General features: G+C 71.4%; 10 protein-coding genes. 3 read left to right on the top strand and 7 right to left on the bottom strand.

Features of this window, described 5'->3' with window-relative positions:
* Positions 1–14: 14 nt before the first annotated feature.
* The 4 genes from ACIF83_RS41710 to ACIF83_RS41695 form a co-directional block, all read right to left on the bottom strand.
* Positions 15–764, bottom strand: coding sequence for an MIP/aquaporin family protein (locus tag ACIF83_RS41710; RefSeq protein WP_393475435.1), 750 nt, complete (start codon positions 762–764; stop codon positions 15–17).
* A gap of 362 nt (positions 765–1,126) precedes the next feature.
* A complete protein-coding gene (locus ACIF83_RS41705; protein WP_399735360.1) occupies positions 1,127–2,776 on the bottom strand; it encodes an EAL domain-containing protein in 1,650 nt (549 codons plus the stop codon).
* A 134-nt stretch (positions 2,777–2,910) separates the two neighbouring features.
* A complete protein-coding gene (locus ACIF83_RS41700) occupies positions 2,911–4,101 on the bottom strand; it encodes a lipid-transfer protein (RefSeq protein WP_399735357.1) in 1,191 nt (396 codons plus the stop codon).
* Complete coding sequence (locus ACIF83_RS41695; protein ID WP_398141611.1) at positions 4,098–4,547, bottom strand: Zn-ribbon domain-containing OB-fold protein; 450 nt, start codon at positions 4,545–4,547, stop codon at positions 4,098–4,100. Before ACIF83_RS41695 ends, ACIF83_RS41700 begins: the two co-directional genes overlap by 4 nt.
* 224 nt (positions 4,548–4,771) lie before the next feature.
* Here ACIF83_RS41695 and ACIF83_RS41690 point away from each other — a divergent pair, with 224 nt between their 5' ends.
* Positions 4,772–5,308 (top strand): NUDIX domain-containing protein, encoded by a 537-nt coding sequence (locus tag ACIF83_RS41690; protein ID WP_393475429.1) that lies wholly within the window; start codon positions 4,772–4,774, stop codon positions 5,306–5,308.
* 9 nt (positions 5,309–5,317) lie between these two features.
* Here ACIF83_RS41690 and ACIF83_RS41685 read toward each other — a convergent pair whose 3' ends face one another.
* Positions 5,318–7,678: a glycoside hydrolase family 31 protein gene (locus ACIF83_RS41685; protein WP_398141610.1), complete on the bottom strand. Its 2,361-nt coding sequence runs from the start codon at positions 7,676–7,678 to the stop codon at positions 5,318–5,320.
* 214 nt (positions 7,679–7,892) lie between these two features.
* Here ACIF83_RS41685 and ACIF83_RS41680 point away from each other — a divergent pair, with 214 nt between their 5' ends.
* On the top strand, positions 7,893–9,860 hold the full coding sequence (locus tag ACIF83_RS41680; protein ID WP_399735352.1) for an acetoacetate--CoA ligase: 1,968 nt from the start codon (positions 7,893–7,895) through the stop codon (positions 9,858–9,860).
* A gap of 197 nt (positions 9,861–10,057) precedes the next feature.
* Entirely contained in the window at positions 10,058–10,951 is an 894-nt protein-coding gene (locus ACIF83_RS41675; protein WP_399735350.1) for a hypothetical protein, read from the top strand.
* 70 nt (positions 10,952–11,021) lie between these two features.
* Here ACIF83_RS41675 and ptsP read toward each other — a convergent pair whose 3' ends face one another.
* Both ptsP and ACIF83_RS41665 read right to left on the bottom strand, forming a co-directional pair.
* Positions 11,022–12,692, bottom strand: a complete 1,671-nt coding sequence (ptsP, locus tag ACIF83_RS41670; protein WP_393475421.1) for a phosphoenolpyruvate--protein phosphotransferase — start codon at positions 12,690–12,692, stop codon at positions 11,022–11,024.
* A gap of 78 nt (positions 12,693–12,770) precedes the next feature.
* Complete coding sequence (locus tag ACIF83_RS41665; protein ID WP_393475418.1) at positions 12,771–13,220, bottom strand: PTS glucose transporter subunit IIA; 450 nt, start codon at positions 13,218–13,220, stop codon at positions 12,771–12,773.
* Between the last annotated feature and the right edge of the window lie 407 nt (positions 13,221–13,627).

Here is a 13,627-nt window from a genome sequence, read left to right as displayed (position 1 = left end):
GTCGGGTCGCTGGGTCAGAAGGCCACGTTGTAGACGAGGCCCGCGAGTGCCCCGCCGATCAGCGGGCCGATGACCGGGATCCAGGCGTAACCCCAGTCGGACGTGCCCTTGTTCGGGATCGGCAGGAAGGTGTGCATGATGCGCGGGCCGAGGTCACGTGCCGGGTTGATGGCGTATCCGGTCGGTCCGCCGAGAGAGAGCCCGATGCCCACGACGAGCAGCGAGACGATCAGCACCGTGATGCCGGACTCGCCGAGCCCCTTCGTCAGCCCGAAGGCGAGGATCGGCAGCACGAGGGCCGTCGTCGCGATGATCTCGGTGATGAGGTTGGCGACCGGGTTCCGGATCTCCGGGATGGTCGAGAAGATGCCGAGCGTCGCCACCGGCTCTTCGGCGCTCCCCTCGGCAGTGCCCTCCTTGCGGACGTTGGCCTGGAACTGCGCGAGATACACCAGGTAGGCGAGGACGGCGCCCAGCATCGCGCCGACGATCTGGCCGAGCAGGTAGATCCAGACCTTGCCCCACTTGCCCGTGTCCACGGCGATACCGATGGTGACCGCGGGATTGAGCTGACCGCCGGAGAGGGGAGCGGCGGTGTACGCGCCCGCGAGCACGCCGAATCCCCAGCCGAACGCGATGACGACCCAGCCGGACGCGCGTGCCTTGGAGTGTCTGAGAGTGACGGCGGCACACACACCGGCACCGAACAGGATCAGGATCGCGGTGCCGATGACTTCGCCGATGAAAATGTCTCCGTTGCTCATGGCGGCTCCCTTGGCGCCGGTCCGGGGCGAGCGCCCCGGCCCTCCGTGCAGGAACGGTTTCCTTGGCGACTTCAGCCGAAGGCAGGGAGGGCCCCGTGCCCCGCCCGGCGTCCGTGACGAGCGTGCCTTCGCAGCCGCATCGCCTCTGGAAGACGGGCCGCAGAGCAGCACAAGGCCCGTGGCGCAGTGCCTGATTACGCCGCGAATGTGCGGCGATGTCGGCTGACACCCGGAAGTGTTCACCGGCACCACGGGACCGTCAAGGTTGCTGACGGCAACGGTGACAGCGGTTACCCGGGAACGGCAGCCGACCGCTTCCGTCCCGCAGGTGGGCACTCAACGGCCGTATACGGCGGGTCCGTTCACCCGAGAGGCTCGACCGTCGCGTACCCCGCCTGGGCCGGGGCCGCCCCCGTACCGCGCCGGATCTCGTGTCCGGGCAGCCCCGCGCGCGCGAGCACCCAGCTGGTCCCGCACAGCGCCTTCGCCGCCTTCTTCAGCGGAGCGAGGTGGGCGGCGGCCTGCCGGTGGTCGGACACGCTGCCGGGCAGGCACACGACGGTCGCCAGTGACAGCGTGACGGGGCGCCCGCCCGCCGACCAGGGTGCGTCGAGTACCCCGGCGACCAGCGGGTCGAGCGCTCCCTCCTCGGCCAGCAGCAGGAAGTCGTCGCCGCCGATGTGCCCCACGCGCGCGTGCCGTGCCGCCGCCTGCTCAAGCGCCCGGCCCACCGAGCGGATCAGCTCGTCGCCCGCCGCGAACCCGGCACCGTCGTTGACCTGTTTGAAGTGGTCGATGTCCAGCCAGCTGAGCGCGAACGCCCGCCCGTCGCCGATGCGCCGGTCCACCTCACTCGTGATCGCGTCCGAACCGGGCAGCCGGGTCAGCGGATTGAGCCCCGCCGCCTCCTCCACGCGGGTCTCGGCCAGCGCCCGTACGAGGTCCGCGAGCCGTACGACGCCCACGCACCGGCCGCGGTGGTCGACGACCGCCACGTCGTCCGAGGTGCGGTCGCGGCCGCCTACCGCCACCACGTCCAGCACCTCCCAGGCGGTGGCGTCGACACCCACCGTGCGCGGCGCGTCGCTCAGCTTGAAGGCCGGCCGGTCCGCGTACAGGGCGTGCCCGTACCGGCCGGACATCGACAGCAGGAAGCGTGACCGGTGCACCGACCGGACCGGCACCCCGGCCTGGTCCACGAGCAACACCCCGGAGACCTCCGGTGAGCCGGTCAGCAGCGCCCGTACGTGCCCGGCCGACGCGGTGACCGGAAGGAGGGCGGCGGGCCGCACGAACTCCCTCACCGACGGCCCGGGCCGGGGCACGGCCAGGGCGCCGGGGGAGCGCGGCGGAACGTATACGTCCGCCGCCGGGATCCGGGCCGGCGGAGCGAACAGCTCGCCCTGGGCGAGCTGAGCACCGGCCGCCCGCGCGGCCGCGCACTGCAGCTCGGTCTCCACGCCCTCCACCGCCACCAGCGCGCCCAGCTGCTCGCACAGCGTCCGCATCGCCCGCACCGCGGCCGGCCGGGACAGCAGGGAGCCGTCGAGCTTGATCAGGTCGGGGGAGAGGTCGGTGAGCAGTCTCAGGGGCACGTCCCCGTCCCCGATGCCGTCCGCGCTGATACGGAACCCCTGCTCGCGCAGCGAGGCCACCGCCTCCAGCAGCGCCCGCTGCGGCACGTGGGTGTAGGGCGGCACGATGTCGAGGGTCACCTCCCAGGGCATCCGCCCCACCGCGCGTACGGCGTCGTGCAGCGGAGTGAGGCCGCCGAGGTCGGCGAGCGTGGCCGCGAACACGTTGACGTGCAGTGGCAGCAACGTCTCCTTGTGAGTCGCCGCCCGTAGCGCCAACACGGCCAACCTGCCGTCGAGTTCGGGATCGCGACGGGCCTCGGCCAGGATGTCGCCGGTCTCCGGGCGTGCGAGTATCTCCAGTGCGGCGACCGCGCCCGTCCTGAGGTTGACCACTGGCTGGAAGGCGAAGCGGAGAGTATCCGTCCAGGAGTGCACGGGAGCATGATTGCGCTGCCCGCTTATGCCCAGGGGCAGTTCATGAGACGTTCACGCAGGATTTCGGGCTGGTCACACAGCGTGGAAAACCGCATGAGTCTCTCCCGTTGCGCGACGCCCGGGCGGGGCTCCGCTCACCGCATCACGACCACCGACGATCCGTGCCCGAACAGCCCCTGGTTCGCCGTGATCCCGACGCGTGCCCCGGCGATCTGCCGGTCGCCTGCTGCCTCCCTCAACTGCCAGGTCAGTTCGCAGACCTGGGCGATGGCCTGGGCCGGTACCGCCTCGCCGAAGGAGGCGAGCCCACCACTGGTGTTGACGGGTATGCGGCCGCCGGGGGCCGTCGCGCCCTCCCGCAGGAGTTTGGCGCCCTCGCCCTCGCTGCACAGTCCCAGATCCTCGTACCACTGCAGTTCCAGCGCGGTCGACAGGTCGTACACCTCCGCCAGGGACAGGTCCTCGGGGCCGATGCCGGCCTCCTCGTAGGCGGTTCGGGCGATGGACGCCCGGAAGGTCTCGTCCGGAGCCGGCACGGTGACGGCGGAGTCCGTGGCGATGTCCGGCAGGTCCAGCACCGTGTTCGGGAACCGCGGAGTCACCGTCGACACGGCACGGATCCGCACCGGTCGCGCCGCACCGTGCCGGCGCGCGAAGTCCAGGCTGGACAGGACCAGCGCGGCGCCGCCGTCGGAGGTGGCGCAGATGTCGAGCAGCCGCAGCGGAGCGGCGACCACGGCGGAGGCGGCCACCTCCTCGGCGGTGACCCGCTTGCGGTAGCGCGCGTACGGGTTGAGCGCCCCTAGGGCCGCGTTCTTCACCTTGACCAACGCGAAGTCCTCCGGGGTGTCGCCGTGCACCGCCATCCGCCGACGCGCGTACAGCCCGAAGTACGTCGGGTTCGTCGCACCCAGCAGACGGAAGCGCAGCCAGTCCGGATCGTCGGGCCGGTCCCCGCCCGCAGGCCGGAAGAACCCCTTGGGCGCGGCGTCCGCCCCCACCACGAGCACCACGTCCGCGAGCCCGGCGAGGATCTGCGCCCGCGCCGTCGCGATCGCCTGCGCGCCGGAGGCGCATGCCGCGTACACACTGGCGACCCGGGCTCCCTGCCAGCCCAGGGCCTTGGCGAACGTCGCCCCCGCCACATATCCCGGATATCCGCCACGCACCGTGTCCGCGCCCACAACCGAGCCGACATCCGGCCAGTGGAGACCGGCGTCGGCGAGGGCAGCGCGGGCCGCCGCCGTCCCGTACTCGACGAAGCTGCGGCCCCACTTGCCCCAGGGGTGCATGCCCACGCCGAGCACAGCCACGTCCGCCGTCATGCCGTCACCCCCGTCGGCCGCCACTGCCAGATCGTCCAGGTCGTCTCCGCGTCCTCGTCGAGGACCCCGGGGACGACCTCCACCTCCATGCCCACCGTCAGATCGGCGACGGTGACTCCGGGAACCGCCTGTCCCAGCACCACGATCCGCTCGGACTCCAGCTCCACCGCGATCAACGCGTACGGCTCCCACGGAAGTTCCGGATTGCTCACATAGGGTGACGGCGGTCGGTAACGGCTGTCCGTGTACGACCAGATACGACCTGTTCGCGACAGAGGGACCTCCTCCAGGGCGGCGCCGCCCGCGCAGTGCGGATTGCGGCAGTGGACGTCCTCGCGCGGAAAGAAGACCGAGGCACAGGACGTGCAACGGGTGCCCAGGAGTCGGAAGCCGTCCCCCTCGCCGGTGAACCAGTCGGAGACCGCAGGTGTGCGTGTGCGCGTCAATGTCCCTCCCGGTGCGGTGATCTGACGATGTGTCAGGAGTCTGCCACGGGCATCTGGAATTGGGCAGGCGTCCCGGCGAACCGGACGGCCTCATCCGGCGTCGTGGTATCGGGAGGGGCGGCCGGGGCCGACGGGGGTGGTTCCGGCCGCCCCTCCCGATCCAGCCGTCGCACTGCTCGCCGCTGGCGGAACATGCTCTTCCTCTGATCGGATACAGTCCGCGCGTGTCCGAAATTCAGCACCCGACTGCCAACTCCGCTCCGGGCTCCCACTGTTCGAGCTGCGGAGCGCCCTATGGGGAGGGCGTCTCCGGCTGGCCGCGCACCTGCCCGTCCTGCGGGACCGTCGCCTATCGCAATCCCCTGCCGGTCGCGATCGCGCTCCAGCCCGTGTACGACACCAAGGGCACCGCCCTGGTCGTCGTCACCCGCACCATCGCCCCCGCGCGCGGAGGCACGGCACTGCCCGGCGGCTACATCGACGACCGGGAGGACTGGAGGCATGCCGTCGTCCGCGAGCTCAAGGAGGAGACGGGCATCGACGCGGCCGTCCGCGACGTGCGCCTCGTGGACGCCATGAGCTCGCCCGACGGGCATCTGCTGCTGTTCGGACTGCTCCCGGAACGCCCGGCCGAGGGACTGCCGCCCTCCGACGCCACGGACGAGACCGAGGGCTGGCACCTGCTGCGCAGGCCCGAGGAACTCGCCTTCCCACTGCACACCGTGGCCGTGCGGGGATGGTTCGAAGGCCGCTACATCTGAGCGGACCGCTCAGCCGAGTCCCCGTATGCGCACCGGGTGGGACGGCTCACCGGCGCCGTCCTCCCGCTCCCGGGTGACGACCACCCGCCGGCCCTGCCAGCGGGCGGTGTAGCGCTCCATCTCCGACTCGTCCCACCCGTCGCCCGCGTCCGGCACGACCAGTCCGCCCCCGGTCCGTCCCCGGGCGGGCGCCCAGACCTCCAGCTCGAGCCCGCCGTCCTCGCCGCGCACGGGAACGACCGCACCCGCGCGCGCGAGCACCGGAATCCGCGACAGCGGCGCGTCGACCAGAACCTGTGCCGGACCCTCGTACGCCTCCTCCGTCACCGTGTCGTACCAGCGGCCTCGCGGCAGCTGCACCGCACGCCGGTCCGCCCCCGGGTCCAGCACGGGCGCCACCAGGAGGCCGTCGCCCAGCAGGAACGCGTCCTCGCAGTCGCGCAGCGCGCGGTCCTCAGGCGCCCCCCACCACAGCGGCCGCACATAGGGCGCGCCGGTGCGCCGGGCCAGGTGGGCCAGCGTCATGAAGTACGGCAGCAGACGACGGCGTTCGAGCAGCGCCGCGCGCGCGTGCTCCAGCACCTCGGGACCGAACTCCCAGGGCTCCCTTCGCCCCGCCCGCAGACTCGCGTGCGTACGGAACAGCGGCAGGTACGCGCCGAGCTGGAACCACCGCAGATACAGCTCGGGCGACGGAGACCCGTCGAAGCCGCCGATGTCCGGCCCCGAGTACGGCACGCCGCACAGACCGAGCCCCAGCACCAGCGACAGGGACGCCCGCAGCCCCGGCCAGCCCGTCGCCACGTCTCCCGACCACGTCCCCCCGTAGCGGTGCATACCCGCCCAGCCGGACCGCGAGAACAGGAACGGCCGCTGCTGGGGCGACAGTTCGCGCAGCGCCTCATAGCCCGCTCTGGCCATGCACAGCGCGTACACGTTGTGGGCCTCCCGGTGGTCGCCGCCGCGCCCCTCCAAGGCGTGCCGGGCCGAACGCGGCAGCGTCGACTCACCGAAGGCGTTGAACGACGTCGGCTCGTTCATGTCGTGCCAGAACCCCGCGAAGCCCTGTCCCAGCCGTTCCTCGTAGAGCCCGCCCCACCACTTGCGCACGCGCGCGTGTGTGAAGTCCGGGAAGACGGACTCGCCGGCCCACACCTCGCCCCGCACCGTCCGCCCCGAGGCGTCCCGCACGAACGCGTCCATCGCCGTCCCGCTGTCGTAGACGGCGTTGCCCGGCGCGGCCTTCACCGCCGGGTCGACGATCGACACCAGCCGGACCCCGTCCCGGCGCAGATCCTCCGCCAGCCCCGGAAGCTTGGGGAAGCGCTCCTGGTCGACGGTGAACACCTGGTGGTCCGCGTAGTGGTCGATGTCCAGGTGGACGGCGTCCAGCGGCAGACCGCGCTCCTGGTAGCCCGCGACGATCCGGCGCACCTCCTGCTCGCTGCCGAACCCCCAGCGCGCGTGATGATGGCCGAGCGCCCACGCGGGCGGCAGCGCCGGCGCCCCGGTCAGCGAGGCCCAGGTGTGCAGCACCCGCGCGGGGGTGCCCACCATGACCCAGCCGCGCAACGGACCGCCGTCCATCCGAAGCTCGCAGCGCCCCACGCGGTCGTGCCCGGACCCCGCACCCTCCTCGCCCTCCCGCAAGGTCACCGTGCCGTCCCACGAGGTGTCGTGGAAGACCAGATGGGCCGCGGCGTCGGCCACCACGAGCTGCACCGGCATGGTCAGGTACAGCGGATCGTCCCCAGGACCGAACGCCCGGCCCGGGTCGGTGTTCCACAGCCGGTACGTGCCGTCCCGCAGCCGCGGACCCGTGGCGCGCCCGCCCAGGCCGAAGAAGCGGGCGTCCGCGGCCACCTCGGACCGCTGCATCCACCGAGCCAAACCCCCGTCGACCGGCTCCCACCAGCGCGGCGGCATGTCCCGCCGCAGCACCACACCGCCGGGCGTGCACACCTCCAGCGCGCCGTGCCGGGAGACGACGACCGTCACCCGCTCGGCCACCACCCGCCAGCCGCCGTCCTTGTCCGGCTCCAGCACCACCCGCGGATCCGGCTCGGGACAGCTCCCGGCGAGCGCGTACGACGGCTCCGGACCCGCCCCGTCCCAGCCCCAGAAGACGGCCCCGTTCACCGCGACGGTGATCCGCAGCTCGGACCGGCTGAACCGGATCAGACCGCCCCCGAGCCCCGGCTCCACGCCCTGCAGCTGCCCCGGCACCCGCGCGCGCTCGGCGCCGCGCGGCGGCAGCCCCGCGGCATCGATACGCCTCCTGCGCCATGCGGCGCGCACGGTACGCAAGCCCTGAGCCGCCCTCCCCGAACCGACCACACTCACCGAACGCACCAGGTCACGACCGTCCATGCTGCTCACCCTGCCACTGACCGCCCCACGCGCGCGTGTCGTTCAACTGCCGTTCACCCGTGCCAGGACCACATCTTCACGACACGGACTATGTGGGGCGCACCCTGGTGTAGAAGTCGATCACATGGCATCGTCCCTGTCAGCCGCGTCACGCGCACACCCCAGCTCGTGCGCGGACCGACGCACACGACGCGCACAGCCCGGGAGCCGCCCCATGTCGACAGCGAACCCTCAGCCGCTCTGGCAGCCCGATCCGGAGCGGATCGCCCAGGCACGCATCACCAAGTTCCAGGCATGGGCCGCCGAGCACCACGGTGCCCCGGCCGAGGGGGGCTACCCGACACTGCACCGGTGGTCCGTCGAAGAGCTGGACACCTTCTGGAAAGCCGTGACGGAGTGGTTCGACGTCCGGTTCTCGACCCCCTACGCGCGCGTGCTCGGCGACCGCTCGATGCCGGGCGCCCAGTGGTTCCCCGGAGCCACCCTCAACTACGCCGAGCACGCCCTGCGCGCGGCCGCCGACCGAGCGGACGAGCCCGCCCTCCTGTACGTCGACGAGACCCACGAACCGCGCCCGGTGACCTGGTCCGAGCTGCGCCGCCAGGTGGGCTCCCTCGCCGCCGAACTCCGCGAGCTCGGCGTCCGCCCCGGCGACCGCGTCAGCGGCTACCTCCCGAACATCCCCCAGGCCGTCGTCGCGCTCCTCGCCACGGCCGCTGTGGGCGGCGTATGGACCTCCTGCGCCCCCGACTTCGGCGCCCGCAGCGTCCTCGACCGCTTCCAGCAGGTCGAACCGGTCGTACTGTTCACCGTCGACGGCTACCGTTACGGCGGCAAGGAACACGACCGCCGCGAGATCGTCGCCGAGCTGCGCCGTGAGCTGCCCACGCTGCGCGCCGTGGTCCACATCCCGCTCCTCGGCACCGAGGCACCCGAAGGCGCCCTGGAGTGGTCGGCGCTGACGGCCGCCGACACCGAGCCCGTCTTCGAGCAGGTCCCCTTCGACCACCCCCTGTGGGTCCTGTACTCCTCCGGAACGACCGGCCTGCCCAAAGCCATCGTCCAGTCCCAGGGCGGCATCCTCGTCGAGCACCTCAAGCAGCTCGGCCTGCACTGCGACCTCGGCCCCGAGGATCGTTTCTTCTGGTACACCTCGACCGGCTGGATGATGTGGAACTTCCTCGTCTCCGGCCTGCTCACGGGCACGACGATCGTCCTGTACGACGGCAGCCCCGGTTACCCGGACACCGGCGCCCAGTGGCGCATCGCCGAACGCACCGGAGCCACCCTCTACGGCACGTCGGCCGCCTACGTCATGGCCTGCCGCAAGGCGGACGTGCACCCCTCCCGCGACTTCGACCTCTCCCGGGTGCAGTGCGTCGCCACCACCGGCTCCCCCCTGCCGCCCGACGGGTTCCGCTGGCTGCACGACGAGGTCCGCGAGGACCTGTGGATCGCCTCCGTCAGCGGCGGCACGGATGTCTGCTCCTGCTTCGCAGGGGCCGTCCCGACCCTGCCGGTGCACATCGGCGAACTCCAGGCGCCCGGCCTCGGCACCGACCTGCAGTCCTGGGACCCGAGCGGCAAGCCCCTCGTCGACGAGGTCGGCGAACTGGTCGTCACCAACCCCATGCCCTCGATGCCCATCCACTTCTGGAACGACCCCGACGGCAGCCGCTACCACAACAGCTACTTCGACACCTACCCGGACGTCTGGCGCCACGGCGACTGGATCACCCTGACCTCACGCGGCTCCGTGATCATCCACGGCCGTTCCGACTCCACCCTCAACCGGCAGGGCGTGCGGATGGGCTCGGCCGACATCTACGAGGTGGTCGAACGCCTGCCCGAGATCAAGGAGTCCCTGGTCATCGGGATCGAGCAGCCCGACGGGGGCTACTGGATGCCCCTGTTCGTGCACCTGGTGCCCGGCGCCGCCCTGGACGAGGCACTCCTGAACCGCATCAAGCAGGCGATCCGCGAACAGCTCTCGCCACGCCACGTGCCCGACGAGATCATCGAGGTCCCGGGCGTCCCGCACACCCTCACCGGCAAGCGCATCGAGGTCCCGATCAAGCGCCTCCTCCAGGGCACGCCCCTGGAGAAGGCCGTCAACCCCGGCTCCATCGACAACCTCGGCCTGCTGGGCTTCTACGAGGAACTGGCCCGCAAGCGCGCCTGACCCGCCGGCACCCCGTCCGTCCACCGCCGGCCTCGGACTCGCCGAACACGGCAACGAAGTCCGAGGCCGGCCGCGCGCCATCGCCCTGACCTGCGCAATCCAGCGCCGCCTGGTCCGCGACCGCCTCCCGCCCAGCCCGTTGTCAGTGCCACCGATTACTGTGAGTGAGCATTGATCGACTGCGCATTGGGGGAAACATGGCGCACACCGACCACCAGACCATGCGACGCGTCCTGCGCCGCGAAATCGCCGGCACCATCGGCCTGCTCACCGACGACCACGACTTCCGTGCCATGCGGCGCTACCGCAGCTTCGCCTTCGACGACCACACCATCTACCTCCAGCAGGTGGAAGCGCTCCTCAAGAGCCGCGCGGCACAGGGCAGCCACACCACACTGGCTCTCTTCGACCCCGAGGAGTACGCCGAATTCTGCGCCGACACCGGCCTCGACCCGGAGGCCCCGGCCAGCCGCACCCGCTTCACCGCCGAACTCGCGGCCACCGGCCCCACCATCCCCTACGACGGCAGCCCCCTCGCCACCCTCGTCCCCGCCCTCGTCGACGAGGCCGTACGACAGGCAACCGGGGAGTACGCCACCTCCCTTCTGACCCGCCTAGGCCCCTGCCGCACCTGCGGCGAGGACATCGGCCGCGCCGCCTTCACCCGCGCCTCCGACCTCCTCGCCCGCATCCTCGACACCGCCCCGCCCGGCGACCGGCACCTCGTCTGCAGCGTCTCCGGACCACCGGAAACACTCGTCTCCGTCCTCCACGCCGACGAGAACACCGACGGCACCACCGAACTCGACGAGGCCGAAGCCCTCGAATTCACCAGCGTCCTCGCCCTGGGCCTCGCGACCGACGGTCCCGGTGGACTCGTCATGCGCATCACCACCGCCGAAAGGGCCGACCGCGTCTACGGCTGGCGGCTGCGCGGAGGCGGACTCGAACCACTCACCGCGTCCGAGGTCTTCGACGCCTACTGCACCGACGTCGAATCCGGCGACCTCATCTCGCCCGAGCCAGGCGTCGACTACTGCACACCACCCCACCTCGGAGGGGAGAGCACGGCACGGGGACACCGCCACTGAACGCGTCAGGGGCGTCCCACCCGAAGGCGGGACGCCCCTGACCCCGACACACGACCAGCGGCCGACCGGACTACTCGCCGGACAGCACCGCCTGAGCCGCGCTGCGCGCCTCGTCGGCACTGTCCGCAGCACGCGCCGCCGCGGCGGCGCGCTCGCACTGGGCCAGCGTGTACTTCGCCAGCGTCGCCCGGACATAAGGAATCGACGCTGCACCCATGGACAGGGAGGTGACGCCCAGACCCGTCAGCACACAGGCCAGCAGCGGGTCGGACGCGGCCTCACCGCACACACCGCAACTCTTGCCCTCGGCCTTGGCCGCCTCGGCGGACAGCGCGACCAGGTCGAGCAGCGCGGGCTGCCACGGGTCCTGGAGCCGCGACACCGCACCCACCTGACGATCCGCAGCGAACGTGTACTGCGCGAGGTCATTGGTCCCCAGCGACAGGAACTCGACCTCCTGCAGGATCGAACGCGCCCGCAGCGCGGCCGACGGGATCTCCACCATCGCGCCGAACTTGGCCCGCAGCCCCGCCTCCCGGCAGGCGTCCGCGAATGCCTTGGCGTCCGCACGGTCCGCCACCATGGGGGCCATGACCTCGAGGTAGACGGGCAGCCCCTCCGCGGCCTTCGCCAGGGCGGTCAGCTGTGTACGCAGGATCTCGGGGTGGTCCAGCAGCGTCCGCAGACCCCGCACGCCCAGCGCGGGGTTCGGCTCATCGGCGGGCGTCAGGAAGTCCAGCGGCTTGTCGGCGCCCGCGTCCAGCACGCGCACGACCACACGGCCCTCGGGGAACGCCTCCAGCACCTGCCGGTAGGCCTCCACCTGCTTCTGCTCGGACGGCGCGTTCTTGCTGTCGTCCAGGAAGAGGAACTCGGTACGGAACAGACCCACGCCCTCGGCCCCGGCCTCCACGGCCGCCGGGACGTCCGCCGGTCCGCCGACGTTGGCCAGCAACGGCATCTTGTGCCCGTCGGCCGTGGCACCCGGGCCGGTCGAAGCGGCCAGTGCGGCCTTGCGCTCGGCAGCCGCGGCCTCCAGCTGCGCCTTCTTCTCCTCGCTCGGGTTCACGAAGATGTCGCCGGTGCTGCCGTCGACCGCGATCACCGTGCCCTCGGCCAGCTCACCGGCACCCGGCAGTGCCACGACGGCCGGAACCCCCAGCGCCCGCGCCAGGATCGCGCTGTGACTGGTCGGCCCGCCCTCCTCGGTCACGAAACCGAGCACCAGAGTCGGGTCCAGCAGCGCCGTGTCGGCCGGAGCCAGATCGCGCGCCACGAGTACATAGGGCTCGTCACTGTCCGGGACACCCGGCATGGGAACGCCCAGCAGCCGGGCGACGATACGATTCCGCACGTCGTCGAGGTCGGCCACGCGCCCGGCGAGGTACTCCCCGGCACCGGCCAGCAGCTCGCGGTACGCCGCGAACGCGTCGTACACCGCACGTTCCGCTGTGCTGCCGACGACGATCCGCCGGTCCACGTCCGCCATCAGCTCGGGGTCCTGCGCCATCATGGCCTGCGCCTCGAGCACGGCCTGGGCTTCGCCCCCCGCCAGATTGCCGCGCGCCATCAGGTCGGCCGCCACAGCGTCCACGGCCTGGCGCGCCCGCCCCTGTTCGCGCTCCGCCTCCTCCGCCGGGATCTGCTTGGCCGGCGGCTCGAGCACCGCCGTTCCCATGTGCCGAACCTCGCCGATCGCCACACCGTGGCTCACGCCGACGCCTCGCAGCGTTGTCACCATCTCACCCGTCTCCGATAGTGCGGCGGGTCCCGCCGCCGCGGTGGTTGTCCGGTACGCCGTCCTGCGACGGCACTGTCGTCAGTTCCAGGAGAAGAGGCTGTCGCCGGCCTTCACGTCGCCGCTGTCACGGAGGTCGGTGAGGGACTCGGCGCTGGCCTCGAGCGCCACGACGGGGCAGACCGGCGACTTGCCGGCGGCCTCGACCGCGGCCGGGTTCCAGCGCACGATGCTCTGACCACGCGTCACGGTGTCGCCCTTGTTGACGAGCAGCTCGAAGCCCTCGCCGTTGAGCTGGACCGTGTCGATGCCGAGGTGGGTGAGCACGCCGTGCCCGTTCTCGTCGACCACCACGAAGGCGTGCGGATGCAGGGAGACGATGACGCCGTCGACCGGCGCCACGGCTTCGGAAGGCTCACGCACGGGGTCGATCGCAGTGCCCGGGCCGACCATGGCCCCGGAGAAGACCGGATCCGGCACGGCGGCCAGTCCGATGGCGAGTCCAGCAAGAGGGGACGTCACGGTGGTCATGGGAAGCCTCCCAGGAGTGGAGCTGCGTACAGGCCGTCACTGCCTGTCCCGGACGGCACTGAGCAGCAGCGTATGTCATATGAAGTGGCGGTTCCGTATGGAAGCTATCAGGTAGTGGTCTAGACCACCAACCCGGTCGATTTGCACGCGCTTCCAGAGCCCGTGTACAGTCGTACTCCTGCTTGGGGGAGAGCGACGCGAAAGCGCCTCCGTTAAGCAGCACCCAAACTCGTCGGATCCTATCTCGGGGTCGCCTTCTGCATGCCTGCAGGGTGGTGGTCAGAGAGACGGAAAAACCCTGATAGAGTTTGGAACACCGAAGGGAAGCCCGGAGGAAAGCCCGAGAGGGTGAGTACAAAGGAAGCGACCGTTCCTTGAGAACTCAACAGCGTGCCAAAAATCAACGC

The sequence above is a fragment of the Streptomyces sp. NPDC085866 genome (assembly GCF_044541035.1).
Classification (GTDB): domain Bacteria; phylum Actinomycetota; class Actinomycetes; order Streptomycetales; family Streptomycetaceae; genus Streptomyces.
This window is presented reverse-complemented; position numbering and strand designations above follow the sequence as displayed.

Bases quoted from the DNA above. Each gene is read 5' to 3' on its own strand.
- ACIF83_RS41700 (WP_399735357.1), bottom strand. From the start codon at position 4,101: ATGACGGCGGACGTGGCTGTGCTCGGCGTGGGCATGCACCCCTGGGGC.
- ACIF83_RS41685 (WP_398141610.1), bottom strand. From the start codon at position 7,678: ATGGACGGTCGTGACCTGGTGCGTTCGGTGAGTGTGGTCGGTTCGGGG.
- ACIF83_RS41680 (WP_399735352.1), top strand. From the start codon at position 7,893: ATGTCGACAGCGAACCCTCAGCCGCTCTGGCAGCCCGATCCGGAGCGG.
- ACIF83_RS41675 (WP_399735350.1), top strand. From the start codon at position 10,058: ATGGCGCACACCGACCACCAGACCATGCGACGCGTCCTGCGCCGCGAA.
- ACIF83_RS41710 (WP_393475435.1), bottom strand. From the start codon at position 764: ATGAGCAACGGAGACATTTTCATCGGCGAAGTCATCGGCACCGCGATC.
- ptsP (WP_393475421.1), bottom strand. From the start codon at position 12,692: ATGGTGACAACGCTGCGAGGCGTCGGCGTGAGCCACGGTGTGGCGATC.
- ACIF83_RS41665 (WP_393475418.1), bottom strand. From the start codon at position 13,220: ATGACCACCGTGACGTCCCCTCTTGCTGGACTCGCCATCGGACTGGCC.